General features: G+C 56.3%; 26 protein-coding genes and 4 tRNA genes. 23 read left to right on the plus strand and 7 right to left on the minus strand.

The genetic code is table 11. The annotated features are described in order from the left end of the window. The first annotated feature begins 18 nt into the window (after nucleotides 1-18). From Q8R39_04610 to Q8R39_04710, 21 genes are all read left to right on the plus strand, one after another. Complete coding sequence (locus tag Q8R39_04610; protein MDP3735674.1) at nucleotides 19-342, plus strand: hypothetical protein; 324 nt, start codon at nucleotides 19-21, stop codon at nucleotides 340-342. Nucleotides 343-756: 414 nt separating this feature from the next. Next, nucleotides 757-1,899 carry a pilus assembly protein PilM gene (gene pilM, locus Q8R39_04615; protein MDP3735675.1) on the plus strand — a complete coding sequence of 381 codons (1,143 nt, stop codon included), beginning with the start codon at nucleotides 757-759 and terminating at the stop codon, nucleotides 1,897-1,899. 24 nt (nucleotides 1,900-1,923) lie between these two features. Then, nucleotides 1,924-2,481, plus strand: coding sequence for a hypothetical protein (locus Q8R39_04620; protein MDP3735676.1), 558 nt, complete (start codon nucleotides 1,924-1,926; stop codon nucleotides 2,479-2,481). Nucleotides 2,482-2,796: 315 nt separating this feature from the next. After that, nucleotides 2,797-3,336 (plus strand): hypothetical protein, encoded by a 540-nt coding sequence (locus Q8R39_04625; protein MDP3735677.1) that lies wholly within the window; start codon nucleotides 2,797-2,799, stop codon nucleotides 3,334-3,336. Nucleotides 3,337-3,355: 19 nt separating this feature from the next. Beyond that, a complete protein-coding gene (locus tag Q8R39_04630) occupies nucleotides 3,356-3,697 on the plus strand; it encodes a hypothetical protein (protein ID MDP3735678.1) in 342 nt (113 codons plus the stop codon). A 242-nt stretch (nucleotides 3,698-3,939) separates the two neighbouring features. After that, nucleotides 3,940-4,011: transfer RNA gene (locus Q8R39_04635), tRNA-Arg, on the plus strand. 46 nt (nucleotides 4,012-4,057) lie between these two features. Then, nucleotides 4,058-4,134: transfer RNA gene (locus Q8R39_04640), tRNA-Val, on the plus strand. A 203-nt stretch (nucleotides 4,135-4,337) separates the two neighbouring features. After that, a tRNA-Val gene (locus tag Q8R39_04645) sits at nucleotides 4,338-4,410 on the plus strand. A 91-nt stretch (nucleotides 4,411-4,501) separates the two neighbouring features. Further along, nucleotides 4,502-4,572, plus strand: a tRNA-Ala gene (locus Q8R39_04650). 45 nt (nucleotides 4,573-4,617) lie between these two features. Next, nucleotides 4,618-5,013, plus strand: coding sequence for a hypothetical protein (locus Q8R39_04655; GenBank protein ID MDP3735679.1), 396 nt, complete (start codon nucleotides 4,618-4,620; stop codon nucleotides 5,011-5,013). Nucleotides 5,014-5,140: 127 nt separating this feature from the next. Next, the gene (locus Q8R39_04660; protein ID MDP3735680.1) at nucleotides 5,141-6,304 is read left to right on the plus strand and encodes a glycosyltransferase family 4 protein; all 1,164 of its coding nucleotides are present in this window, start codon (nucleotides 5,141-5,143) and stop codon (nucleotides 6,302-6,304) included. 235 nt (nucleotides 6,305-6,539) lie between these two features. Continuing rightward, nucleotides 6,540-6,890 carry a hypothetical protein gene (locus Q8R39_04665; protein ID MDP3735681.1) on the plus strand — a complete coding sequence of 117 codons (351 nt, stop codon included), beginning with the start codon at nucleotides 6,540-6,542 and terminating at the stop codon, nucleotides 6,888-6,890. 75 nt (nucleotides 6,891-6,965) lie between these two features. Next, nucleotides 6,966-7,121, plus strand: a complete 156-nt coding sequence (locus Q8R39_04670; protein ID MDP3735682.1) for a hypothetical protein — start codon at nucleotides 6,966-6,968, stop codon at nucleotides 7,119-7,121. Nucleotides 7,122-7,192: 71 nt separating this feature from the next. Next, entirely contained in the window at nucleotides 7,193-8,236 is a 1,044-nt protein-coding gene (locus Q8R39_04675) for a GDP-mannose 4,6-dehydratase (protein MDP3735683.1), read from the plus strand. 88 nt (nucleotides 8,237-8,324) lie between these two features. Continuing rightward, nucleotides 8,325-8,672 (plus strand): type II toxin-antitoxin system PemK/MazF family toxin, encoded by a 348-nt coding sequence (locus Q8R39_04680; GenBank protein MDP3735684.1) that lies wholly within the window; start codon nucleotides 8,325-8,327, stop codon nucleotides 8,670-8,672. A gap of 104 nt (nucleotides 8,673-8,776) precedes the next feature. Continuing rightward, nucleotides 8,777-9,877 (plus strand): glycosyltransferase family 1 protein, encoded by a 1,101-nt coding sequence (locus Q8R39_04685; protein ID MDP3735685.1) that lies wholly within the window; start codon nucleotides 8,777-8,779, stop codon nucleotides 9,875-9,877. Between the two features lie 145 nt (nucleotides 9,878-10,022). Then, entirely contained in the window at nucleotides 10,023-11,243 is a 1,221-nt protein-coding gene (locus tag Q8R39_04690; protein MDP3735686.1) for a glycosyltransferase family 9 protein, read from the plus strand. 23 nt (nucleotides 11,244-11,266) lie between these two features. Next, nucleotides 11,267-12,271 carry a GDP-mannose 4,6-dehydratase gene (gmd, locus tag Q8R39_04695; GenBank protein ID MDP3735687.1) on the plus strand — a complete coding sequence of 335 codons (1,005 nt, stop codon included), beginning with the start codon at nucleotides 11,267-11,269 and terminating at the stop codon, nucleotides 12,269-12,271. A gap of 15 nt (nucleotides 12,272-12,286) precedes the next feature. Next, entirely contained in the window at nucleotides 12,287-13,492 is a 1,206-nt protein-coding gene (locus tag Q8R39_04700) for a DegT/DnrJ/EryC1/StrS family aminotransferase (GenBank protein MDP3735688.1), read from the plus strand. A gap of 11 nt (nucleotides 13,493-13,503) precedes the next feature. Beyond that, entirely contained in the window at nucleotides 13,504-13,866 is a 363-nt protein-coding gene (locus tag Q8R39_04705) for a hypothetical protein (protein ID MDP3735689.1), read from the plus strand. A gap of 28 nt (nucleotides 13,867-13,894) precedes the next feature. Next, the gene (locus Q8R39_04710) at nucleotides 13,895-14,110 is read left to right on the plus strand and encodes a type II toxin-antitoxin system RelE/ParE family toxin (protein MDP3735690.1); all 216 of its coding nucleotides are present in this window, start codon (nucleotides 13,895-13,897) and stop codon (nucleotides 14,108-14,110) included. 177 nt (nucleotides 14,111-14,287) lie between these two features. On the opposite strand, the gene Q8R39_04715 is transcribed toward Q8R39_04710, so the two are convergent. Together Q8R39_04715 and Q8R39_04720 are read right to left on the minus strand one after the other, a co-directional pair. Next, nucleotides 14,288-15,235 (minus strand): hypothetical protein, encoded by a 948-nt coding sequence (locus Q8R39_04715; protein ID MDP3735691.1) that lies wholly within the window; start codon nucleotides 15,233-15,235, stop codon nucleotides 14,288-14,290. Between the two features lie 76 nt (nucleotides 15,236-15,311). Further along, nucleotides 15,312-16,115, minus strand: coding sequence for a hypothetical protein (locus Q8R39_04720; protein MDP3735692.1), 804 nt, complete (start codon nucleotides 16,113-16,115; stop codon nucleotides 15,312-15,314). Between the two features lie 148 nt (nucleotides 16,116-16,263). On the opposite strand from Q8R39_04720, the gene Q8R39_04725 reads away from it, so the two are divergent. Then, the gene (locus Q8R39_04725; protein ID MDP3735693.1) at nucleotides 16,264-17,157 is read left to right on the plus strand and encodes an NAD(P)-dependent oxidoreductase; all 894 of its coding nucleotides are present in this window, start codon (nucleotides 16,264-16,266) and stop codon (nucleotides 17,155-17,157) included. Nucleotides 17,158-17,352: 195 nt separating this feature from the next. Here Q8R39_04725 and Q8R39_04730 read toward each other — a convergent pair whose 3' ends face one another. The 5 genes from Q8R39_04730 to Q8R39_04750 form a co-directional block, all read right to left on the minus strand. After that, nucleotides 17,353-18,111, minus strand: coding sequence for a class I SAM-dependent methyltransferase (locus tag Q8R39_04730; protein ID MDP3735694.1), 759 nt, complete (start codon nucleotides 18,109-18,111; stop codon nucleotides 17,353-17,355). 140 nt (nucleotides 18,112-18,251) lie between these two features. Beyond that, nucleotides 18,252-19,919 (minus strand): hypothetical protein, encoded by a 1,668-nt coding sequence (locus tag Q8R39_04735; GenBank protein MDP3735695.1) that lies wholly within the window; start codon nucleotides 19,917-19,919, stop codon nucleotides 18,252-18,254. A gap of 108 nt (nucleotides 19,920-20,027) precedes the next feature. Continuing rightward, nucleotides 20,028-20,741: a glycosyltransferase family 2 protein gene (locus tag Q8R39_04740; protein ID MDP3735696.1), complete on the minus strand. Its 714-nt coding sequence runs from the start codon at nucleotides 20,739-20,741 to the stop codon at nucleotides 20,028-20,030. Next, the gene (locus Q8R39_04745; GenBank protein MDP3735697.1) at nucleotides 20,738-21,175 is read right to left on the minus strand and encodes a GtrA family protein; all 438 of its coding nucleotides are present in this window, start codon (nucleotides 21,173-21,175) and stop codon (nucleotides 20,738-20,740) included. The genes Q8R39_04740 and Q8R39_04745 overlap by 4 nt, the downstream gene beginning before the upstream one ends. A gap of 170 nt (nucleotides 21,176-21,345) precedes the next feature. Further along, nucleotides 21,346-22,650, minus strand: a complete 1,305-nt coding sequence (locus Q8R39_04750) for a glycosyltransferase family 4 protein (protein MDP3735698.1) — start codon at nucleotides 22,648-22,650, stop codon at nucleotides 21,346-21,348. Between the two features lie 137 nt (nucleotides 22,651-22,787). Here Q8R39_04750 and Q8R39_04755 point away from each other — a divergent pair, with 137 nt between their 5' ends. Then, nucleotides 22,788-24,188, plus strand: a complete 1,401-nt coding sequence (locus tag Q8R39_04755) for a hypothetical protein (GenBank protein MDP3735699.1) — start codon at nucleotides 22,788-22,790, stop codon at nucleotides 24,186-24,188. The last annotated feature ends 190 nt before the right edge of the window (nucleotides 24,189-24,378 follow it).

Consider the following 24,378-nt stretch of genomic DNA (forward strand, 5'->3'; position numbering starts at 1 on the left):
CAGCTAAAAGCTAAGTCCGTGGTTTCCTTCGACGATTTTCAAAAACTTGATGTTCGCATCGGTACCATTGTTTCTGCCGAGCGCGTCGTGGGGAGCGACAAACTCCTCAAGCTCACCGTGGATATCGGGGAGTCCTCACCGTGCCAGATCATTGCCGGCATCGCGGCGTTCGTTCGGCCCGAGGCGCTTGTCGGAGCGCAGTGTCCGTTCGTGGCAAACCTTGAGCCGCGGATGATTCGCGGCCTCGAGAGCCAAGGGATGCTTCTCGCGATAGACGCGGAGGAGGGATTCGCACTCCTCCACCCGAGCCGTGCTGTAGCGACAGGCAGCAGGGTACGGTAGTCCAGTGGCAACTGTGTATCCGGTGGACAATGAATCCGCGATTCAGATGTCCCCCCGTCATTTCTAAATCCGAAGTCTGGATATGGAGATCAAACATACCCAGAATACCAAGCTCGAATTTCCAAATTCCAAAAAACAAGTTCCAAACAAATCACAATACTCAAAATCCAATTTCCAAACACGACGTGCGTGTTTGGGATTTGATGCATTGAAATTTGAAATTTGTTTGGAACTTGTTGGTTGGAGCTTGGAGTTTATGACTCGGAGTCTCGGGTCGGCAATTTCGTTATTCACCGTGCTCATATTCTTGCTCCACTCGAATGCGGGAAGCGTACGAGGTTCTCAACAGGCGCATGGTAGAGCTCGCTCACGCGGCGCGGTATACTAGAGGTGCGGCAGACCTTTGCCTCTACCATGGCAGCTACAGTGCTCACTCACACGCCTGCGCTCCGCGGCGCCTCTCTCGGTGATCGGATTCTTGACTGGTTTCCGGCGCCGAAACTGCTTGCGCTGCCTGCAATAGGCATTGACATCTCAGAGAGCGCCGTTCGCTACATAGAGCTTTGCCGTACGGCAGCAGGCGTGAGGCTTGGTTCCTTTGGCGACATTGCTCTTGGAGCAGGCACATTCCAGAGTGGCGGCATCGCAGATCGTGCACGGGTCGTGGACGCGCTGCGGCGCGTGCGCAGCGTGATCCGTACTCCCTACGTGTGGGCTTCTCTACCGACTGAGAGGGCATACATTTTCGAGGTCGCACTGCCATCGCGCACTATTGGATATGCTGATCTGCGGCGAACGATTGAGTTCCACCTCGAGGAGCACGTGCCGCTTGCCTCACGTGACGCTATCATCGATGTTGTCACCGCAGATCTGCTCGCCCCCTTGGCCGGGGCCGCCGTCGTTGCAGTGCCGGCTACACTGGCCGAGGAGTATCTCGGCGTTTTTCATGAGAGCGGGCTGCGCCCGCTCTCGCTTGAAGTCGCTGCGGAGGCCGTAGCGCGCGCTCTTGTGGTCCCCGGGGATGCCGAGACCGTCCTCATCCTGCGTATGGGGAGCGACCGTACGTCCCTCATCTTCGCCCGCTCTGCGGTGGCGTTGTTCGCCTCGACGATTGAGTTTGGTGGAGCGGCGCTTACGGCCGCGCTCGCACATGAGCTCGGGATCGTCGTGGATGAGGCGGAGCGTCTTAAGCGCGAGAGCGGGCTCATCGCGAGTGCGGAGAATAAGCGCATCTCTACGACGCTCGGCGAGCATGTAGGCGTTCTTGTCAAGGAGGTCGCGCGTTACATCGGGTACTGGAGTACGCACGGAGCCGAGACGCCGAGCGGCGAGGCTCTAAAAGCTGGCCGGCAGGGCGTCTCCCGCGTGTATCTCTGCGGCGGCGGGGCAAATCTTCGCGGTCTCGCGTCACATCTCAGCTCCGCGCTCGCTCTCCCGGTCTCTCTTGCCGATGTGTGGACGAGCTGTTTTTCGCTCGACGAGTATATTCCGACGCTCCCGCGGCACGAATCACTGGCGTATTGCGCTGCAGTCGGCCTTGCCCTCCGAGGGCTGTGATAAGAGGAGCTAGAGGAAATAATAATGTCAAATCTTCTTCCGATAGTAGAAAAACGATTATTGCTGCGCGAGTATCGGCTCCGCACGGGAATCGCGATCCTGTATTTTCTCGGAGCGCTTGCGGCGATCGGCGCCGTTGCGCTCATCCCCTCGCTCGTGCGCGTCCACTCGCTCGTTTCCTCGGTGGAGCGTGCGCGACAATTCGAGGAGAAAACCCTTGAGCAACTCGGCGCCTCCGCTGTCGCACATGGCTTCCGGGAAGCGAACGAGGAACTTGCCTCACTCGCGTCTATCCTCACAGAGCCCGAGCTCGCGGTTCTCGTGCATACCGTTGCGGTCGTTCGTCCTGCCAGCGTTTCTATTCAGAGCATTGCGTATGAACCGAAGGGCGATGGAGCTGGATCGCTTACCCTCGGCGGTACGGCGATGCTTCGGGATGATCTGCTGCAGTTCGTCGAGGCGCTCCGGCGCGAGGCGGCGTTCGTCGCCGTCAATCTTCCGATCGGCGCCCTCGCGCGTGAGCGCGACGCGAATTTCACTATTTCGGTTAAGCTTGCGGAGAAGGAGCGGACGGGGGAGTGAGATGTGCAGGACGCAAGGCCTGAAAGCCGATGTTCCCAAATAATCAATAAGCAAGATATAAAAAGTTCAAATGCCAAAATCGAAATGTCAACGAAATTTTCAATTTTGCAATTTTCAATCAATTTTGCAATGACACAATTTTCAAACACGACGTCGTCCGTCATTGAGCATTGAAACATTGAAAATTCATTGAAAATTGCAAAATTGAAAATTGTAAATTCTTGGACTTGATTTGACATTTGGCATTAATGCACGGTCACATTTTTGGTGTTTGGCGACTTGTATATTTGCTATTTTGATTTGTACTTTGTATCCATGGGTTACAAGCAACAATTTTTTCTCGCGCTCTCGGTGGGCATCGTCGCGCTTGCACTTCTCGTTAGTGAGCTCGCGGCGATCCGCAGCGGCAGAGCGCGTCTCGCGTTCACGCTCGAGGCGATATCTGCCCTCGAGCACGAGCGTGAGGCGCTCGACGCGACACGTTCACTCGCGGAGAGAACGGCGAGAGATCGCGCGGCGCTCGACGAGAAGTTTATACCGCGCGACGGAGTCGTCGCGTTTTTGAAACGCATTGAGGATTTGGGGAAACGCTCGGGCACAACACTTGCGGTCGAGACCCTCTCGGCTGCCTCCCCCATATCATCGGAGGCATCACTTGAAGACATGGCGCTCCGTTTTACCGCTCTCGGAGCGTTTCAGAACATTGTGCACCTGCTGGCGCTCGTTGAGTCTCTGCCGGTGGCCGCAGAGGTCACCTCCGCGCGTCTCGAGGCTGCACCCGCCGGTGAGGAGGGCGCCTCCTTGTGGCGGACGACCGTTTTTCTTCACGCGCTCAAGAAGCGCGACGCACAATAAAAATAAATAATGACTTGCTATGTTTCCATTTGGAATGTTCAATAATGGATTTGCGCACCTTCGGCGCCACTCGGGCGCCGAGCGGGCGTGGCGTTTCCCGGATGTGCGCCGCCTATGGCTTTGGATGCTCATCGCGGGTGCGGGCCTTGTGGTGGGACTCTCCGGATACGGCGTTCTCACGTTTCGATATCTCGACCGGCTTGATCTCACCGTAGCAGAGCCTGACATACCCCTCCGCCTCGCGCGCGTGCTCGATGAGGAACTCCTGCGCTCGGTGCGCGCCGAATTCGATGCCCTCGAGACCGTACATAAACGACTCCTTGAGAATCCGTCAGCCGATATTGTTGACCCCGCGCGGTAATATTGATAGCGTGTTTGTGAACTCCCTGCGTACGTGACCTATGGTGCTGCGTACGCTAAGGCCCCGTCCATAAATAAGTTCACTCATATCGTGCTCAATGCGTGCCCTGATGCAGCTTGGCGCGGAATGAGCGAATCCGAAACGTATCGAGATACGAAGAGGATTCGCGACTGAGCACGAGTTGCATAAGGGTGCGCAGTGAGTGCGAGATGGGGAAGTTATTTATGGACGGGGCCTAACCACCCCTCGTAGCTCAATGGACAGAGCCGCGGACTTCTAAGCCGCTGATGGGGGTTCGATTCCCTCCGAGGGGATAGAAAGGTTTTGCGAAGAAGGAGCGGCCAAAAAAACTCAGCTGCCGGACGATTAGCTCAGTTGGCTAGAGCGCTGCTTTTACACAGCAGAGGCCGGAGGTTCGAGCCCTCCATCGTCCACCAGAATTTTTAAGTGCGGTTAATTGCTTGCGTGAAAACACGCACACTGTGGTGAGTTCTGGCCCGCAGCGACGCAATCGCTGCAGGGCTTTTCTTTTTGTGTTTTTCTTGATAGAAATTGGATAGGACGTGCCGCTGTTTTGAAAGTCAAACACGCACCCTTAGCTCAGCTGGCTAGAGCGTTCGTTCATCCCGTTAGAAAGCGTGGGCACTTAGCTCAGTTGGTAGAGCGTTCCCTTCACACGGGAGAGGCCACAGGTTCGAGTCCTGTAGTGCCCATTGCTTTCTAACGGGACGAGCACGCGAGAGGCCGTAGGTTCGAGTCCTACAGGGTGCATCGAAACGCTACACAAGCTGCGCGAAATACTTCGGGCTCATAGTAAAGTGGTATTACGCGGCATTCGCATTGCCGAGTCCCGGGTTCGATTCCCGGTGAGTCCATGTCAATCCATTTTAATCTACTCGCAGCTACGTTAATCTATAGATATGACAAGGCGAAACATTTTAGCGGTCATTATCGGATTGATTATTGGGTTTGTTCCTGCTTACACGAGGTTGCTTTTTTATGTCGGTAAACCGTTCTTAATGTTCTTTAACCCAATAATTAGTAGTTTAATTGCAGAGTGGTTATACTTCTTGATTTTGGGGATTGCGGTATTCGTTGCAAGTTTTCCTAAATCGTATTACCTAATTCCTGTTGTTGGATTACCTATTGCAATAGTATCCGCATTGAATAATTATTTGACCCTATCGGTATGGACAAGCACAGTATCGGTGTTTCTATCCTTTATGGTTTTCGGAAGTATTGGTTATTTTATAGCAAAACTGATATCTGTAAGTTTTGCCAAACCACCAACTCTTGTAAAATCTGGTTCCAATTAATCCTCACGAAGTCCATACATACCCGAAAGCAATAGGTTTGCGAAAATGTTGGAGATCGATCGCCATAAGAATCTGCGCAAAGAATTCGTCCGGTGCCTTTGCCACAATAGAGCTGCAATTATGAGCTATGTTAAGGGCTCGTCCAAAAATTTTTTATGTTGCGAACGCACGGATGCCCTCGGAAAAAGCGCACGGGATTCAGCTCGCGAAGATGTGCGAGGCGTTTATTGAGCAGGGCGTTGATCTTACGCTTGTGGTGCCGCGTGTGAGTGGTGGCGGCCACGGCAGCGTGCGTGCGTACTACGGCCTGCGCGTCGATGTGCCTACTGTTTTTTTGCCTGTTCTAAATTTTTTTCCATCGGCGTCGTGGGGTTTTACGCTCCGGGCGTTTTCGTTTGCGGTGAGTTCGTTTTTGTATGTGTTGCTCAAGCGGCTGCGGTACGGCCGCGCTGGCGCGTTTATCTACACAATAGACCTTGATCAATTTTCCTATTTTCTCTTGCCGCTTGCAGGGTTTCCGGTTTTTTTTGAGGCACACGGGGGGAAGTGGTCGAGTGCGTTTTTGCGGTTTTTCCTCCGCCGCGTGCGTGGCGTTATCACAAACAGCGGCGGCACCAAGGCCGCTCTCTTGCGAGATTTTGATCTCGCCGAAGCGCGCGTCGTCGTCGAGCCGAACGGTATTGATCTTGCTCAGTTTGCTGCGCTCCCCACGCGAGAGGAGGCGCGGCGCGCGCTTGGCTTGCCGCAAGAAGCCGAGATCGCGCTCTACGTCGGTCGTTTCTACGGGTGGAAGGGGCTCAGTATTCTTATCGAGGCGGCGCGATTGCTCCCAAATGTCGCCTTTTGGCTCGTCGGCGGCGGGATTGAGGAATTTTGCGGTGTCGCGGGCGTCTCGATGAGCGACGTGCCCGCAAACATTTCTTTTGTTGGCGGCGTGTCGCAGAGCGAGGTGCCGCGCTGGCTCGCCGCCGCAGACGTCCTCCTCGTCCTCGGCACGCAGCACAACGAGTACTCCTGGCGCGAGACCTCGCCGATGAAGCTTTTTGAATACATGGCCTCGCGCCGTCCCATAGTCGCGAGCGCGACGCCGGCAAACAGAGAAATTGTCTCCGACGACGAGGCGATCTTTTATACGCCCGACGATGCAGATTCTCTCGCACGCGCAATTACACGCGCGCTTGGCGAACGAGAGATTTCTACCGCACTCACTGACAGAGCGTTCGCGAAAGTCGCTCGATGGACCTGGTCCGAGCGCGCGAGGCGAGTGCTTGACTTTTGCTTACGTTCGTGATAGTGAACTAGCAGATGAACGCACCAACGAGATCCAGGCGTTATCCCTTTGTTCATGTGTTCAATGAAGTCCAGAGGAGGAGAGGATTGCAGTACCCACAGCCCCGTATCGTTTTCGCAGGAGCGAGCGTGCAATCTACGCGGAGATTTTCTTCCCAAAGAAGGTCGTGTACATGCGCGAGGTTTATCGGGCCTTGGAGGAAAGTTTACAAGAAAGTATAGTGAGGAGCGACCTGATGACGAATGCACCAGATCTGCTGGTTGAATTGCAGGACTACACCAATCTTTTCGATCCCCAGCAGTACAGAAGAATGTATCCCCGCACGACACCGATCACGGTTGCAGAAGCCCATCAGCGCATTTTACGGTATCGAACTGTCATCGCTGGCTGGTCAATCTATGAAGTTGATGGCGTCTACATGAACCCGCGTCGTGACCAACCGGACGATGAGTTGACACAGGTGGTGCGGCTCGTTTTCCGTCCGGAGAATCATATAAGGAGGAACATAAAGCGGGTAGAAAAAGCACGCAAAATTCATGGCCGCAGACAGTACTACGCAGCGTATCAAAGGCGTCGTCGCGCGTAGAGGCACCACGGTACACAAAAAGTCATCATCGAGCCGGCTTCCTTCGTGGAGCCGGTTTTGTTTCTATGCCACACCATGTTCAGTTTGGTCCTGGTTGCCGACACCCACACGGACGTGTGGCTCGCGACCGAGGAAGAGTTGCTGCCGGAGAACTCCTGCGGCCACTGGTATCCGCGGCACGTTGCACTTCGTGCGCTCAACATCTATAAGCGCGCGACGAGCCAGGCATAGAGAGATGGCGAGATTACGCACCGACCACGAAGTGGTCGGTGCGTTCCATTTTTCGCTCTTGGCGTGTTACTATGAGCACCGTGAGACCGCGGATGCTCATTACCGGTGGTGCGGGGTTTATCGGCTCTAATGCCGCGCGTTTTTTTGCCGCTCGTGGGTGGGACGTGAGCGTGCTTGATAATCTCTCGCGTCGCGGCGTCGAGCACAACCTGCGCGCCCTTGGCGAGGAGTTGGGGGGACACATGCGATTTCTGCGGGCGGACGTCCGCTCTGACCAGGGGATACTTGACGAGGAGGCGGCATCGCACGATGCTCTCCTCCACTTCGCGGGGCAGGTTGCGGTGACGACATCTGTGGCTGACCCGCGCACCGATTTTGAGACGAACGCACTGGGTACGTTCAATGTGCTGGAGGCGGTGCGCAGAGCGCCGACGCCGCCGATTTTCATATACTCCTCGACGAATAAGGTCTACGGCGCGCTTGAGGAGCTCTCGATTAGCGAAGACGAAAGCCGCTACTCGCTTGCGGACTTCCCGCACGGCGTCTCCGAGCGTCAACAGCTCGACTTCCACTCGCCCTACGGATGCAGCAAGGGCGCGGCGGACAAATATGTGCGTGACTATGCGCGGATTTACGGTTTGCCGACCGTGGTGTTTCGACAGTCCTGTATTTATGGCCCGCACCAGTTCGGCATAGAGGATCAGGGGTGGCTCGCATGGTTTGCGATCGCGGGTCTTTTGGGGCGGCCGGTTACGATCTATGGGACCGGCAAGCAAGTGCGCGACGTGCTTCACATTGAGGACTTGATGGCGCTCTATGAGCGTGCGATCGAGCGCATCGCGGCTGCGCGCGGGCAGGCGTTTAACGTTGGTGGTGGGGCGGCCAACACGCGCTCACTCATCGAATTTTTCAGCGAGCTTGAGCGCGGGCACACACTCACACTTCGTCCCTCGCGCTCTGTGGAGCGCCCGGGAGACCAGAGAGTGTATGTGAGCGACAATCGCAAGGCGCGCGAAGTTCTCGGCTGGGAGCCCCAGGTCGGGGCGACGGAGGGCATCGGTTCACTTATCGGGTGGGTGAGAGAAAATCTGCCGATGATTGCGACACTGTATTGAGGACGCAGTCGATCAATGGTCGGTGAGCACGCGACGAACTTTAGAGTCATGAAAAAATTTTTTCGAATGGATCACGCTGAAAGAGCGGTTGCATCATAAGGAGCACCACCCGCCACTCGTTTCGCGTAGCGACATTTGGTGGGCGAGCGTCGGAGAAAATGTCGGCTCCGAGGTTGACGGAAAAAGCGGACTATTTTCACGCCCGGTTATCATTTTCAAAAAGCTCGCCCACGGCTTTTATTTTGTTATCCCGACAACGACGAAGGTACGCGAGGGTACATGGTATGTCGACGTCCGTCACCATGGGAAAAACATGGCAGTGTGTCTTCACCAAGCGCGGGCTATTGACCATCGTCGCCTGTCTTCTAAAATCGGCACCTTGGATGACGCAGACATGGCGCGCGTACAACACGGCTTTGATGCGCTCTACAAATAATTCCCCGTCATTGCTGACGGGGCCGCGGGAAAATCCCGAATGTAGCTACAGTATAGAGGAGCACATCCTGTTGTCAAGCGGCGGACGTTTATGGCCGGCAGTGTATGAAAATCGGCATTATTTTGCACCCGTACGGCGAGCGCGAGCCCGCAGGGCTCGCGCGGACTATCTTCGAGCTTACGCGTGGGATGCTCGAAGTTGACCAGGAGAACGAGTATCTGATTTTTACGAAACACGCTCCTGCGGCGCTGCCGGACTTGCCAGGGAGAAACTGGTGCCTGGTGCCGCTCATCGAGCGAGATGCGGGCTTTCTCTCCCGCGCGCTCTGGCTCAACCGACTCCGCAGAGCGGCTCAGGCGGACGTGTACCTTTTCAATACGCCGGTACTGCCTCTTCTTTGGAAGCCGCGGCGGTCTGTCGTGCTCGCGCTTGATTTTGCCTATCTTCGCCTGCCGCCGGAGAACATGCGCCAGTGGATTTCAAAATACCTCACGCGCGCCTACCATGCGTACTCGCTGTCTCGGGCAGACCGTGTTGTTGCAATTTCTGAGGCGACGAAACGGGACACCGTGGTCCTTTTTGGTACTCGGGCGGAGCATATCGCCGTGGTGCTCTGCGGCTTCAAAAAAGTGTGCGATGCCGAGGAGGTACCGCGCGATGTGCACGCACCGTTTTTTCTTTGCGTCGGCGTCGTAAAGCAGCGTAAGAACACGCTCGCAGTCGTTGAGGCGTTTGCCGAGTACTGCGAGAGGGGCGGGGAGGGGACGCTTGTACTTGGTGGGAGAATGCAGGGTGTGTACGCCGAGCGCGTGCGCCGTACGATACACGAGAGGGGTGTTACGAATCGCGTGCAGATACTAGGGCATCTCAACGACGGGGAGTTGAGCTTTCTCTACCGGCGTGCGCGTGCGCTCGTGTTCCCGAGCCTTATTGAGGGGTTCGGCTACCCGATACTCGAGGCCATGCACTGCGGCCTTTCGGTGATCACGTCGAACGGTTCGTCGCTTGCGGAAGTTGCAGGAGACGCGGCGCTCCTTGTGGACCCCCGCGATCCGCACGCTCTCGCGAGCGCAATGCTCCGGCTGGCGTGCGAGCCCGCCCTCCGCGCAGAACTTGCCGCGCGTGGCCGCGTGCGGGCAGCAGAGTTCAGTTGGCGGAAAGCGGGTCGGGAGATGCTCGCGATACTTGAGCATATGGTAGGGTAATTTTTACGCGCTACTTTTTTTGTAGGCTGTGTGGTTCGTTCCCCGTACGCTGTAGGTCGAGCGTCATAATAAAAATGCGGCCGCATTTTTATTATGACGCGCCGAATCACGATCTACTTTTTAACTCGCCATTAGCGACAATACGATGATTCCAAATCGTTACAAGCGTTTCTTTTTTTTCTGCGCGGTTATAGTCGCCGCGCCGGTTGTTTTTGTCTGCATTGCGCTGCGTCGCAACGCACGACGCCGCTCTCCGAAGGCCCCACTGCGCATCGTTGTCCTGCCCCAGCTCACGCGCATCGGGGACCTCGTGTGCGCGACGCCGGTATTCCGCGCGATCAAGGAGCGGTATCCGGACGCGCATCTTGCAGTGGTTACGACGAATAAGGTGGTCGGGATCATTCGTAACAATCCGCGCATTGACGAGATTATAATTTACAAAAGCACGGAGCTCCTTGGACTCGTCCGCGCGCTTCGTAGCGGCAACTTTGATTGGAGCTTCTCGCTCACCGGCACCTCGTTCGGCAATCTCATTTTTTTCGCCGGGCTTGTGCACAATCGCGCAAAGATTACGCGCAGCGACAGGACATGGACCGAGCGCCTCACCGACTGGATGGCGTCACACAAACTATTCTACACGCACGGGACCTATCTGCCACGGCGTTATCTCGATTTGCTACGTTTTATCGGCATTGAGGCGCCGCGTGAGCAGCAGGAGATTTTTGTGAGCACAGAGGCCGGGGCCCGCGCAGCTTCATTTTTGAAAGAGCACGGCCTTGACGGCAGGCATCCGCTGATTGGCGTCAGTGTCACGGCAGGGAACAAGATCAAGGAGTGGGGCGACGCGCGGTTTGCCGACCTCGCGCGCGAGCTCATAGCGCGATACCCAACTGGCGCCGTCGTCTTTCTCGGCGCGCCGCGCGACAGCGCGCGCATCGGCGCGCTCGTCGAGTCGCTCGATGTTCAACACCGAGTGTTGAACAAAAATATTCAACACTCGACGTTGAACACGGTGTTGAACATTTTTACTGCGGCGACGGATTTTTCGCTTGACGAACTCGCGGCTTTTATCAAGCGGCTCGACCTCTACATCGGAGTGGACACTGGGCCGATCTATATCGCCCACGCGCTCAGTATGCCACTCGTTGATATTACGGGGCCGGTTGACCCGTGGGAGCAGCCCCCGCACGACAGCACAAGTATCTGCGTCATGCCGCCCGCGCCGTTTTATCCTTCAAGTTTCGTGCTGAAACGCCCCGGATCAAAAGAAGCCCACGCGCATGCGCGCGACGCGATCTCGGTCGAGATGGTGGCTGGGGCGGCGGTGGAACTCCTTGGCGCTACTGACAGTTTGAAAAAGGTATGAGCGCGTGGTAGCGTCTTTTCACCATGAATGGCCAACGTAAAGTAGCTCTTGTGACAGGCGTCACGGGGCAGGACGGGTCGTATCTTGTCGAATTTCTGCTCGCAAAGGATTACGACGTGCACGGGATCGTGCGTCGTTCTTCGGTGTTTAACACGGGACGTATTGGCCACATCTACCCGCAGGCGCACGAGCAAGAGCGCGTGTTTCTTCACTATGGCGACCTCGCAGATGCGAGCTCGCTTGCACGGCTCATCGAGAGGATTAATCCCGACGAGATCTACAACCTCGGCGCGCAGAGCCATGTGCGCGTGAGTTTTGACGTGCCGGAGTACACCGCTGACGTGAACGGTCTCGGGTCTTTGCGCATCCTCGAGGCCTTGCGTGAGACACGCTCGCACGCGAAGTTTTATCAGGCGAGCTCGTCTGAAATGTATGGTGCATCGCCGCCGCCGCAGAACGAGCAGACGCCGTTCCGTCCGCGAAGTCCGTACGGCATTGCAAAATTATTTGCACACTGGACGGCCGTGAATTATCGCGAGGCTTATAATATATTCGCGTGCTGCGGGATACTTTTCAATCACGAGAGTCCCCGCCGCGGTGAGAATTTTGTGACGCGCAAGATAACGATCAGCATCGCGGAGCTTCTCGCGGGGAAGCGTGATAAAATATATCTTGGCAACCTTGATGCAAAGCGGGACTGGGGATATGCCCCCGATTATGTCGAGGCGATGTGGCTTATGCTGCAGCAAAAGCAGCCGGATGACTATGTGATCGCGACGGGAGAAATGCACAGCGTCCGCGACTTCTTGGCCGAGGCGTTTCGACTTGCCGGTATTGACGCCTGGGAGCGTTTTGTCGAGATAGACCAGCGCTACCTTCGCCCGACCGAAGTTGATGTACTTCGCGGCGACGCGTCAAAGGCGCGCGAGAAGCTCGGCTGGAGGCCGACCGTCGGCTTTTACGATCTGGTGCGCATCATGCTTGAACACGACTGCCAATCACTTGGAGTGTCATTACCGAAGGGCTAATTTGTAGGATACGTCATGTTCAAACGTCGTGCACAACAAATCGGCACCGGCGGGGCCGTTATCTCGCCGTATGCAAAGCGGCTCGTGAACAGGGTGCTCGATTCGGGGCGGCTCTCCTACGGGCCGTACCTGAAGCGCTTCGAGCGCGAGTTTGCTCGGATGCACGATCGGAGATTCGGCATCGTGTGTTCGAGCGGGACGGCGGCGCTCCAGATTGCGCTCCATGCGCTGAAGGAGCACGACCGGTGGAAAGACGGTGACGAAGTGCTTGTGCCTGCGGTGACGTTCATTGCCACCTCGAATGTCGTGCTGCACAATAATTTGCGTCCCGTGTTCGTTGACATTGATCCGACGACGTACAACATTGATCCGCGTCTCATTGAGGCGCGGATCACGCCGAGAACACGCGCAATCATGCCGGTGCACCTCTTTGGTCTTTCCGCCGATATGCTTCCGATTCGCCGCATCGCGCGGCGGCATAACCTCCGCATCGTTGAGGATTCGTGCGAGACGGCTGGCGTTCACTACCGCGGCAAGCCCGTGGGCTCAATGGGCGACATCGCCTGCTACTCGATGTACATCGCGCACCTTGTCACAACTGGCGTTGGCGGCATGATACTCACCAATGACCCGGAACTTGTAGTACGCTGTCGCTCGCTCATGAACCACGGCCGCGATGCGATCTACATCGCGCCGGACGATGATCGGGGGAAGCGAGGTACGGCGCTTCAAGAAGTGGTCGCGCGGCGGTTCAATTTTGTCTCCGTGGGGCATAGCCACCGCGTGACCGAGATGGAAGGGGCGCTCGGCGTCGCGCAGCTCCGCGAGCTCCCGGCCACATTGCGGCTCCGGCAGCGGCATGCGGCACGGCTCCTTGCGGGTCTTGCTCCCTACAGGGAGCACCTCGTGCTTCCCCGGTGGCCCACGCATTCCGAGCACGCATTCATGATGTTTCCGATCGTGGTGCGGGAGGAGAGTCCGATCAAACGCGATGAGCTCGTGGAGCACCTTGAAGAGTGGAACATCGAGACGCGGCCGATTTTCCCGCTCCTCAACCAGCCGGTTTATAAAAAGTTGTTTGGCGACATCGAGCGCGACTATCCGGTCGCCGAGCGCATCGTCCGCGACGGCCTCTTCATCGGCTGCCACCCCGAGATGGGACGCGAGGATGTCGAGTATGTCCTCGCGGTGTTTCGGAAGTTTTTCGAGGGTGTGGTATAGTATTATGTACCATGAGCGCTACGATTGCCATTTCGAAAAGAAAAATACGAGAAGCGGACGGTGTTGTCGTCTTGCCCGTTGCCGAGTATCGCAGGCTGGTTGAGAGGAGCGTGCCGACGTATTATTTGGCTGGAAAAAAGGCGGAGACGGTCGACAAGCTCGTCGAGGAAGGACCCCGGGAGTATCGGGAGGGGAGGACCAGAAAAATTACATCGCTCGCCGAATACAACGCGCTTCGTGGTCGTGCGCCCAGAAGTGAGTTTGTGCCGACAGCGGCGCAGAAACGCGCGCTTGCTCGCGCAGAAAATAATTTCCGGCGTGGCCGTACCCTAACCTATGGCGAGTTCTCCAAAGCCTTGGGCGGTGCACGTTGACTCGTCCGTATTGAAAGCGTGCAAGCGCTTGCCACAACACGACGCAGAACGATTGCGGGAAGTAATCCGGCTGCTCCAACTCGATCCATACTTTGGTGACATCCAAAAAATGCGCGGCGAGGAAGATACGTGGCGTCGTCGAGTTGGCAACTACCGCCTTTTCTACCGTGTAAAAACACCGGAGGGTGTCATCCTCGCGTTTCACCTCGAACGCCGGAAATCAAAAACATACCGGCATCGTTAACGTACCGCCGCTGCGCTCAGGAATGACTTCGACGACCACGCCGCTTGCGTTTCTCGACGTCGGCAGGCACGACGATGTGTACTGAAATCGGAAATGTACCAGCCCGACACGCGTATGCGTGTCGGGCTGTGCGGCTGTTAGGCGGTGTGGCTATCCGTTAACCACGAGATATCATCACTAAAGAGCTGCAGCTCTTTCGCCCCCGAGGAACCCATCGAGAATCGAATCTCCTTTCGGGAAGAGCGTGATGAGCTCTTCGCGCCAGCTTTGCTGGAAGTCGGCGTAAGTTCTACAGCGTATCCTGCCTTCCGGCAGGACGTCGATGCACTCGTTGAAATTAATGCCACACGATGAGTACGAATACGGGGCAGTATCGTTTGCTGCCGATCGATAATAGAACGTCAACCACCGTATACTTCCCGAATCTTTTCGTACGTCGATATTCTCAATGAGACCCCGAAAGTTAGGCACATTACGGTGGAGCTGGATGCCGCCGCCGACAAAGTCTTCTCGACGTGCGAGGACATAGGAAAGGGGCATTACCTCCGCGCCACCGCGTGGGTGTTTTTGGAGGGAGCTTAAATACTCTGCTGCGTCGTGGACAAACTGTCGGTGGGGCGGAACGATTGGATTTGGGGGCCAGTGCGTTAGAGGAGCCGTTTGCTCTCTATCGTGATAGGGGAAAAACCGCTGCCTACTTGTTTCGTGCAGGGGCTGGTTTGTGCAGCAGATACAGATGTGTGAAATCGGGAATCCATAGGGATGGTCGAACCACTTGCGCGTCTTGAGCTCCACAATGACGTCGATGTCGACGCCGACCTCGCGCCGCGCTACCTCCTGGCAGGCTTGCTCGAGGGTCCACGGTGTACGCCAGATGCCTCCTGGTATGTGCCACGGTTCTCCCGGGAAATGCGTATCGTTGCTGCCACGCTTCTTGAGGAAAAAGTTCCAGACGCCCTCCGCTTTTTTGACGAGGAGTACTTCCACGTATGCCTGCGCAACGGCCTTCTGGTAGGCAGACCACACCGGATCCTCGGGAATGATGCCGTGCTTTGCAGCTCCTTCCAGAACCTCGGCCGTTACCGCGAGCTTCTCTTCGTACGTCAATGTCGTGAGATCTAACATGACTCTTCCTTTCGTTCGAGATAGGGGGTAGAGATCAGCGGACGCGCGAGGCGCGCGTCCGCTGTGGGTTGTCTATCTATGCGCTCGGGTTGCGCGGGAGTCTGAAGTGACGCGCGAGTTTTTCGTACGCCGCCGATAGCGACGCGAGCTGATCAAGCCGTTTTTGTTTGATCGGCCCGCCAGCGGCAATTTCTTCCTCCTCTTGGGCGCGTTGCTCCGCCGGGTAGATGAAGTCGAGCGGCACACTTGCGGCGATGCGGAGGTCGTGAGCGTGCGCTGCGATGACGCCATAGTGCTGGGCGTACGTGTCGGCGATCCCCGTGCTCGTGTAGTTGCCGTCTACGAAAAAATATCCGGCGGTGTCGATGCGAAACGCTCCTGGGCCGACCGCGATATCCACGTCGATCCCGACGTACTGCCGGAACGCCGCGTTCATCTCGCGCTCGGTTTGGACCTGGAACTCCGGATAGGAGAGCCAACTCCCATCACCCCTGGTGGCGACAATGACGTCCGCTTCGCCGAGCAGTATTTGCTCCACGAGAAGCGGGATATGCCGGATCATGTCGTGCTTTTCCGGCTCGATGTGGACGACAATCGTTCGGTGGCGGGAAAGCGCGATGGAGACGGCGTGGTAAAACGAGTACCGCTTCACCGCCCCGAGCCCGCGCGTGACTTCCGGATAGACGACGGCACCGCGGTCTCTAAACTCGGCTTTGATTTTTGGGTCGGGAGATCCATCAACCACACAGATAGGATACTGCGCCGTCTGTGCGGCCTCGATGGTTTTCAAAGCAAGGCGGTATCGCGGATCCTCGACGTTTCTGTAAAACGTGGGGGTTGCGATGACGACTTCTTGCCGGTGGGCATACGGGCTAACCATTGCCTACTCCTTGTTTTTTCGAGTGTACTGGTGTACTGATGTCCTGCCGTACGCCGTACGGCAGAAGGACGGAACCGTTTATTAGGGTATATCTTTTTCGGTGATTTGTCAAGTGCTCGTTACTCCACCGCACTGCTAGCATGAGAATATGCAGAAGGTGTTGGTTACCGGCGCGGGCGGGCTCCTCGGGGCTGAGTTGGTACACGCTTCACGCGCAGGGTTTGAGGTAGTGGGGCTCAGGCGCGAGGAGTGCGACATAACCGATGCGGCGAGCGTGCGGGCGATTCTTGAGCGAGAGCGGCCGGACGTCATTGTAAACTGCGCCGTGGTGGTGAGCGTGGATCGCTGTGAGCAGGACCCCGCGCGCTGTCGCGCGGTGAATGTGGGGGGCGTTGAGAACCTCATTGAGGCGGTGCGTGAGAGCGGGCAGAAGGTGACGTTTGTCGAGATCAGCTCCTCCGAGGTGTTTGGGCGAGTAAATGAAGGCGAGTACAAAATTGAGGGTTACGGGGAGGACGATGAGCCACGGCCGGTCTCACTCTACCAGCGTACAAAAGCGGAGGCAGAGCGTGTCGTTCAAGGTTTTGCGCGCGATCATCTTGAGGCACTTGAACATTGGTACGTCGTGCGCGCGGGTTGGCTCTATGGCGCGGGGCGCGCGACGTTCGTTGACCAGTTTTTTGAAAAACTCCAGCGCGACGAGCCGCTCGAGGTGATCGTGAATCAGTGGCGCTCACCGACATGGACAAAAGATTTCGCGGCTGGGCTTTTTGACCTTCTCGCGAGCGGCCGCGAGAGCGGCATTTATCACATCACAAACGAAGTCGAGAGCGGCGAGGCCTCGACGCTCGACGTCGTCGAGGAAATCACGTTGACATTAGGTCTCTCGCGCGTGCGTGCGCCCCTCCGGCTCGTCTCGCGCGATGACATTTTTAAGATCCCCCGCGCCCCGTCAAACGTGCTCAAAAACACGCGCCTCCCGAAGCTGCGCCACTGGAGGGAGGCGATGAGAGAGTATTTGTGTACAGCGTATCGACAGTAAAAATTTCAATTTCCAACCAACAAGCTCCAAACGTAAGCTCCAATTTCCAACCAACAATTTCCAAACAAATTTCAAATTCCAATGCATCAAATCTCAAACACGCACGTCGTGTTTGGAAATTGGATTTTGAGTATGGTGATTTGTTTGGAGACGGGTTTTTTTGGAATTTGGAAATTCGTTTTACGTTTTTGCGCTTTACGTTCCCCTTTTCCAACATCCGAGATACACATCGCGCTGTCGTGGCATTTCCGTCACTGTTTCGAAGTCGCATAAAGCTGCTGTTGTACGGCTGAAAAATTTTTCTTCAGCAACGGCGAACCCCACCTCCTCGGCATAGCGGTGAAGTATGTCGCGCGTGTAGATGCGATGCGCGTTGAACGCGATCGCGGGGTGGCCGCGCGTGAGTTCGGTCGTGATGATGAGGCTGCCGCCCGGCGCGAGGACCCGCGCCATTTCGCGGAGCGCCTTGTGGTCGGCGTCGAGGTCAAAGTCGTCCCCGTAGCGTCCGAGGCCGAAGTGCTCAAGAGTGCAGAGGGAGACGATCATGTCAAATGAAGCATCTTCGAGAGGGAGCTTTTTTGCGTCGCCGGTTAGTACGGTTTCATTTTTGAGCACCGGGCGTCTACCGCGGACGTCGAGCGTCGTCACCGGAAGCGAGGCAAGGAGCCCGAGCACGAACCAGCGGTATGAGCCGATGTCGAGTATGCGCTCTGGGTGGAGCGTAGCAATGTGTCGAGCGGCGAACTCGCACTCAAAATCAATATAGTTTTCTGTATGCTCTCCGCCCTCATAGAGCGGCTCGGAGAAGATATCGGTGTCGGCAGGCGCGGATTTTTCGAGCATCGCGAGCGCTTCATCGTACGCTCGTTTGAACTCGCGCGGAAAAGCCGCTTGCCGCCTGCTGCGGTAGAGCTGCCAGCCGGTGGGGGAGAGGAGTTTGTTGAGGGGATGCATGATGTCACGAATTTTCAATTTACAATTTTCAATCAATTTTCAATTACCCAATTTTCAAACACGACGTCGTCCGGCATTGAATCATTGAAACATTGAAAATTTATTGAAAATTGAAAATTGCGCATTGAAAATTGATATGATTACTGACTTCCAATATCTGCTATATAACCTTCTGTGTCGAGTATGCCAAGCATGTACTGCCAGCGTACATAAAAATAGTGAATGTTGCCGAGGAAGACGATGAAAAAAATAATAGGGAGTAGAGCGGGCGCGAGGCGGCGGAGCGTTTTGTAAAGCGGGAAGCGGCGCGTGGCGAGCCATGAGAAGCGTTCGTCGATTAAGAACGTCAGCGCGAACGCAAGAGAAATCTGCGAGGGCAGGAGGAAGCGGTGCTGGTGCGAGGTGAGGAACGTCATGGTATAGAGCGCGAGAAAGAGCAAGACCGCAAGTACCGTAGGGCGCGACCAGCGTCTTTGTAGAAGCAGTGTTATTGGGACGAGCAGAGCAAAGAGGACGAAGTAGCCGAAAATGATGAGGCGACTCGAGCTCTCGTTTTCTTGCGTGAATGCGCCTGCGTAGCGGAGATAGGGGAAGGCGAGGAAGTTTTTTACGGTGCGGTCGGCGAGAAAGGTGTTTACATCGCTCGTCGCCCGCGTATCGGAGAACATTGGGTAGACTGGGTTGCCGTGTACAAACGTATTTTTAAGGTACCAAAATGAGCTGACGAGCATGGTGGTGAGCACGAACGTCAAAAGCAGCGTGCGCGCGGTACGGAGTGGAAGGCGTCTTTGCCTGAGCGCGGCGAGGAGCAGCCCCCCGCCCGCTAGGGCAAAAAAGAGCGCGTGGTATTTCACCGCAAGCGCAAAACCGAGGAGGATTCCCGCAAGCGCCACTGTCGACACTGTTAAACATCGGATGTTTAACATTTTGTTATCGCGCGGCGCTGCGGCTTCCTTGAAGAGGAGAAGTATACTCGCGGCACCGAAGAGGTACGCAAGCATGTCAACGTAGCCGCCGTGGAACACCTCGCGCCAGAGGTCCATGAGGGAGAGCACCAGCAGCACGAGCATAAAGGGCAAAAAGGATTGGCGAAGATGCCGTTGCGCCGCTCCATAGAGCACGATGAGGAGGAACGGCATCGTGCTCCACTGTACAAGCTGGAAGGCAAACGGGCCTTCAATGGCGTTTTTTTCAGAGCCTTTTTCGCCGGGACCCTTGATGAGCCTGCCGGTTTCACCAAAGAGCGTCGTCGGTACGGCGTATATAATTTCGCCGAAGAATGGAATCGGCGTGCTCTCGAGGCCGACAGAGAGGCCTTGATTGCGTGCGATGCTCTCGATGATCGGGTAGTGATAATCGAGCGTATCGTGGCCGGTGAGCGGCACAAAGATGAGCGCGGCATTGAGTGCAAGCCAGAGGAGGATGAGGAACTTGAGAGCGGTGTAGGAGAGGAAGCGCGCTTTGATGCTCTGCGTCTCGCCTGCTCTCGGAAGCGAGCGGAGCGCGCGTGTGTGTGCCCGTACGTCTCGTCTTGCGAAAAGGAGAATACACGCTGCGGCTGCCCACAAGAGTGCCGGCGTAAAGATGCCGAGCACGGCCGCACTAAAGCCGATGAGTCCCCAAACGCCGAGTCCAATGATTGTCGCGTACGCGACGCGCTCGAGCGTGGTGTCGAATGTTATCCGGAGCGCGCGGAGCAGTAGCCCTCCGAGAAGGAGGGCGAGGTAGAGAAAAAAAACGCCCGCGAGCGCCGCGCGGGCGCTCTCGAGCGTGATGAGGGGGGAGAGGGTGAAGACGGGGGAGAGCATACGATGGGGGACTGGTGATCAGTAACTGGTAACTGGGGATACGACGAGGAGACTGGCAACCGGCACACGGACACGTCTCCCTAGTTACTTGTTACTAGTTACGAGTCCCTATTTAAACACATTGTACTTCACGATATGCCCGATCGCGGCGACGCCGTCTTTCCAGTTGATTTTTTTTCCTTCCTCGTAGGTGCGGCCGTGGTAGGCGATGCCGACTTCGTAGATACGCAGCTTTGCTTGGGCGACGCGCGCCGTGATCTCAACCTCGATGCCAAACCGCTCGGCGGTGAGACGCGGGAGGATGGTCATGAGCGCCGTGCGTGAGAAGGCCTTGTAGCCAGTCTCCATGTCGGAGAGGTTGAGGCTCGTGAAGACGTTTGAGAGGGTCGTGAGGAGGCGGTTTGCCGCGTAGTGATGGAAGTAGAGTACGCGCGTCGGTTCGTTTGAGATGAAGCGCGAGCCGTAGACGACGTCGGCCCTACCTGCAACGAGCGGTTGGAGTAGTCGTGGGTAGTCGCGGGGGTCGTACTCGAGGTCGGCGTCTTGTACGAGGATGAAGTCTCCTGAGCATGCCGCAAAGCCCGTGCGGAGTGCCGCGCCCTTGCCGCGGTTTGTGGGGTGCAAACGGGACACGTACATCGTGCTTTTGTTTTTCGTCTGGTACTCCTTGACGATCTTTTGCGAGCCGTCCGTAGAGCAGTCGTCAATAACGACGAGCTCTTTTTGTATAAGGCCAATGTCACTTTCTTCTACGGCGCGCAGAGCAGAGACCAGGGTAGGCGCCTCATTGTAGACCGGAACGATGACTGAGAGCGTTTTCATGCGAGTTTTTCCCTCTGTGGCAGTGGCGCGCCGTTGAAGACGGCGCGGTAGATAAAGAACGAATAGAGCGCAATGGTGCCCGATGCGACGACTTGCGAGACGAGGTAGTGGAGCACCAGACGCTCCACTAGAAGGTACATGAGAATGGTATTGAGCGCAACATTGATTAGGGCTATCGTCGTATAGATCGAAAATTGACGCGTGAGGACGCCCGTGGTACGGGCGTGGTCGGCGAACGTAAAAAATTTTTGGAGCGCAAAACTCACGCAGAGCGCGACGGTGAACGCAAGCACCGCGGCGAGAAGATACCAGAGCCCGAATATCTCAATAAAGAACGCTAGGAGCCCGAGGTTCACCGCGAGCGCCGTGCCGCCAGAGATGAGGTAGCGGAGGGGGCGAGGGAGGGACGAGACGAAGAGTGCCAGGTGCTTCATGGGGGTGGGGTAAAATTGGCGCGCAGTTATTTTGCGAATTTTCAATTTCCAATTTTCAATTTTGCCATCAATTTTTCAATGAATCAATTTTCAAACACGAACGACGTCGCCGTCATCGAAAATTCATTGAAAATTGTAAATTGAGAATTGAAAATTGAACTGTTTGAATCCTATAGGCGTACTTGCGCTCCACTCGTTTGTACCTCTGTCACCACTTGGAGAAAGCCATCTGCGTATTTCTCCCACGAAAAATTTGCCCGCACAAAGCTGTTTGCGGCCGTAGCGAGGCGGCGGTAGAGCGCGGGGTCGTCGGTGAGCGCGGCGATCTTCTGCGCCCAGTCCTCGGGGTTTTTCGGCTCGATCAGGAGCGCGTTCTCGCCGTCGGTGAGGAGCTCGTGGCAGCCAGCTGTTTTTGAGACTACGATCGGCATGCCGCAGGCGGCAGCTTCAAACGGCGAGAGCCCGTCGCTCTGGAGGTGGTGTTGGAAAGTGTAGATGTGGTGGGTGTGGTAGAGCGCGATCAAACGCTCCTCCGAGACCGAGCCGGTGAAGGTAACATATTGCTCGATTCCTGACTCGCGCGTGAGGGCGACGAGCTTCGCATTATAACTTGGATCGTTCTCGCGGAGGCCAAGAATGGTGAGTGTCGCGTCGTAGCCGCGGCTGCGCAGAATGCTCGTGCCGATGATCGCGTCTTCGTAGCGGCGGTGCGGGAGGAAAATGCCGCTCGTGAGGACGCGAACTGAGCGATTTTTCGGCGGCTCGTGTTCGCGAAAGGGAAAGTGCTCAAAGTCCGGGCCGCTTCGCACCGTGAATGCCTTGAGCCCCATGTAGTGGCGTACGAGGTCGCGGTTGAAGAAGTCAACGACGACGATTGCGTCCTGGCGGCGGATAAATTTTTTGACGTCGTAGGTATCAAAGAGGCGGTAGGCGAGTAGTCGGTGCCACGGCTGTCTGAATGTTTCCTCCTGGCCGCGACGGTGATCGTAGGCCCACATTTTGAGCGGCAGGTCATTCATGTTCCAGATCGAGGGCATACTGTTCAACACCGAGTGTTCAACATTTTTGTTCAACACTCGGTGTTGAATATTTGAGCGTGTTGTGTTTTTGGTCTTGTAGTAGTAGGCGATTTTGTAGGCGACTTGGTCATGGGGGTTGAGGAGGTCGTAGTCTGCGGGAATTTCGCGCGCGAGTGCGCGGGCAAGACGGTTTTCTCGGATGAGCGCGATGAGAGGGGACGGAAGAAAGCGCGCAAGAGTGGGTAGGCGCTCGGCTTGCGCGTGAGCTTCGGGTGAGATTTCGTGGATACGCGGGAAGAGAGCAAGAAGATCCGGGTAGCAGCGCTCGCGATCGAGATCGAGCGTGTAGAGATCCACTTTGTGCCCGCGCCGGAGAAGCTCCCGACCGAGCGAGAGCGCCTGTCGCTGCGTGCCGCCTTTTACGTTGAGGCGGCGGAGGATCATGGCGATGCGCATAGAAAGTAGAAAGTGGAGAGTAGAGAGTGGAGAGTAGTAGTTTGCTAGTTTCTACGCTCTACCTTCTACTTTCTACCCTCCCGCCCATGCGTGCCATCGTACGCGTTTTTGAGGTTGTATGCAATAATTGAGCCAGCATGGAAGAACCGAGCACCATCATGATCTCACTCGTCTCGAACGTCGCGCTCGCGAACCTCGCGCAGCGCGGCGGCGTTTTGGAGCAGCTTATCGCGGACGCGCCCGAGCATATACGCTTCGTGTTTCTCACCGCGCCTGCGTTCCGCGAGCGCCTCGAGCCTTTCCTCGCGCACGGAACAGCCTCCCTTGAGTACATTGAGGAGATGAAACTGCGACGCGCTCTGGAGCAGGCGTTTCGTTTTTTCTACTCGTACCTCATTTTTACCGGCACGACAAAAATTCTTGCGACCTTCGGCGCGCGTGCGGACCGGCCACCCGCGGGCGGCAACCGGCATCTTGCGCCGATAAAGTGGTTTGTCGCAAACACGTTCGGCCGCATGCGCGTCATAAAAACTCGCCTCGTGCCGTGGTTGTATTGTCTCATTTTTCGCTCCCGTCCGTATCGTCCCCTCTTTGAGCGCTATCATCCCGAGCTCCTCTTTGCGCCGAATATCGCCGCCTTTCCCGACATTGAGCTCGTTGCCGAGGCGAGGCGGCAGGGGGTTCGGACGATCGGCATGGCGCAGAATTGGGACCACCTGAATAAATATTTCATCCCGCAGCACGCCGATCGCCTTTTGGTGCAGAACGAGCCGATGCACGGCGAGGCACTCTCGCTCCACGCATATCAGCCGGAGCGTGTGACGGTCGTCGGATTCCCGCAGTTTGATGTCTACGCGCACCGCGACGCTTTTCTTATGTCGCGCGAGGAGTTCTGCCGTCGACTCGGCATATCAGTGGGCAATCGCATCATTCTTCATATCTCCGGTGCCGCCTACGCGCTCGACGAGCCGGACATTCTCTCCGAGATCGTGCGTTGGATTACGGATGGGGAATTCCCCACGCCGACAACACTCCTGGTGCGCCCATACGTCGCTGGGCGCGACAGGGAGGGAGAGGAGAAAAAATATGCGACCCTGAACACTAATCCCCACGTTGTTTTTAACTGGGAGCGGGTCAGCGAGGCGGAAGAGCATCTACGTATCTACATGAGCATGTTGCACTACGCCGACGTGGTTATTTCCGTGTTCTCAACGACCGCGATCGAGGCGGCAATTTTCGATAAACCGACGCTCACCATCGGTTTTGACGGGCACGCGAAGCGTCCGAGGCACGAATCCATCACTCGTCTCGAGAGAATGTCGCACTTTCGACACGTTCTCGAGAGTGGCGCCGTTCGGGTGGTGCGCAGTTTTGATGATCTGCGAGAGGCGCTTGTGGCGCGACTTCGAAATCCTTCTCTCGGCCGCGTCGAGCGCTTGGCGCTTGTCGAGAAAATGTGTTTTCGGCTCGATGGCCGGGCGAGTGAGAGAGTCGCAGGCGCGGTGCTTGAGCAGCTCGAAGCGGGAAGCGGGAAATGAGAAACTGGATTGTAGCCCACAATTGCCCAAGTTCGAATATCGAAGCACGAAATCCGAAACAAATAAATTCCAAGCTCCAACCAACAAGTTCCAAACAAATTTCAAATTCCAATGCACCAAATCTCAAACACGCACGTCGTGTTTGGAGGTTGGATTTTGAGTATTGTGATTTGTTTGGAGCTTGTTTTTT

The sequence above is a fragment of the bacterium genome, assembly GCA_030697645.1.
GTDB lineage: Bacteria > Patescibacteriota > Minisyncoccia > Phycocordibacterales > VMGT01 > JAUYPI01.

Coding starts and splice junctions, on each gene's coding strand:
- Q8R39_04685 (MDP3735685.1), top strand. CDS start 8,777: ATGAAAATCGGCATTATTTTGCACCCGTACGGCGAGCGCGAGCCCGCA.
- gmd (MDP3735687.1), top strand. CDS start 11,267: ATGAATGGCCAACGTAAAGTAGCTCTTGTGACAGGCGTCACGGGGCAG.
- Q8R39_04740 (MDP3735696.1), bottom strand. CDS start 20,741: ATGAAAACGCTCTCAGTCATCGTTCCGGTCTACAATGAGGCGCCTACC.
- Q8R39_04660 (MDP3735680.1), top strand. CDS start 5,141: ATGTTAAGGGCTCGTCCAAAAATTTTTTATGTTGCGAACGCACGGATG.
- Q8R39_04750 (MDP3735698.1), bottom strand. CDS start 22,650: ATGCGCATCGCCATGATCCTCCGCCGCCTCAACGTAAAAGGCGGCACG.
- Q8R39_04625 (MDP3735677.1), top strand. CDS start 2,797: ATGGGTTACAAGCAACAATTTTTTCTCGCGCTCTCGGTGGGCATCGTC.
- Q8R39_04735 (MDP3735695.1), bottom strand. CDS start 19,919: ATGCTCTCCCCCGTCTTCACCCTCTCCCCCCTCATCACGCTCGAGAGC.
- Q8R39_04675 (MDP3735683.1), top strand. CDS start 7,193: ATGAGCACCGTGAGACCGCGGATGCTCATTACCGGTGGTGCGGGGTTT.
- Q8R39_04715 (MDP3735691.1), bottom strand. CDS start 15,235: ATGTTAGATCTCACGACATTGACGTACGAAGAGAAGCTCGCGGTAACG.
- Q8R39_04705 (MDP3735689.1), top strand. CDS start 13,504: ATGAGCGCTACGATTGCCATTTCGAAAAGAAAAATACGAGAAGCGGAC.
- Q8R39_04630 (MDP3735678.1), top strand. CDS start 3,356: ATGTTTCCATTTGGAATGTTCAATAATGGATTTGCGCACCTTCGGCGC.
- Q8R39_04655 (MDP3735679.1), top strand. CDS start 4,618: ATGACAAGGCGAAACATTTTAGCGGTCATTATCGGATTGATTATTGGG.
- pilM (MDP3735675.1), top strand. CDS start 757: ATGGCAGCTACAGTGCTCACTCACACGCCTGCGCTCCGCGGCGCCTCT.
- Q8R39_04745 (MDP3735697.1), bottom strand. CDS start 21,175: ATGAAGCACCTGGCACTCTTCGTCTCGTCCCTCCCTCGCCCCCTCCGC.
- Q8R39_04700 (MDP3735688.1), top strand. CDS start 12,287: ATGTTCAAACGTCGTGCACAACAAATCGGCACCGGCGGGGCCGTTATC.
- Q8R39_04725 (MDP3735693.1), top strand. CDS start 16,264: ATGCAGAAGGTGTTGGTTACCGGCGCGGGCGGGCTCCTCGGGGCTGAG.
- Q8R39_04620 (MDP3735676.1), top strand. CDS start 1,924: ATGTCAAATCTTCTTCCGATAGTAGAAAAACGATTATTGCTGCGCGAG.
- Q8R39_04665 (MDP3735681.1), top strand. CDS start 6,540: ATGACGAATGCACCAGATCTGCTGGTTGAATTGCAGGACTACACCAAT.
- Q8R39_04690 (MDP3735686.1), top strand. CDS start 10,023: ATGATTCCAAATCGTTACAAGCGTTTCTTTTTTTTCTGCGCGGTTATA.
- Q8R39_04720 (MDP3735692.1), bottom strand. CDS start 16,115: ATGGTTAGCCCGTATGCCCACCGGCAAGAAGTCGTCATCGCAACCCCC.
- Q8R39_04730 (MDP3735694.1), bottom strand. CDS start 18,111: ATGCATCCCCTCAACAAACTCCTCTCCCCCACCGGCTGGCAGCTCTAC.
- Q8R39_04755 (MDP3735699.1), top strand. CDS start 22,788: ATGGAAGAACCGAGCACCATCATGATCTCACTCGTCTCGAACGTCGCG.
- Q8R39_04670 (MDP3735682.1), top strand. CDS start 6,966: ATGTTCAGTTTGGTCCTGGTTGCCGACACCCACACGGACGTGTGGCTC.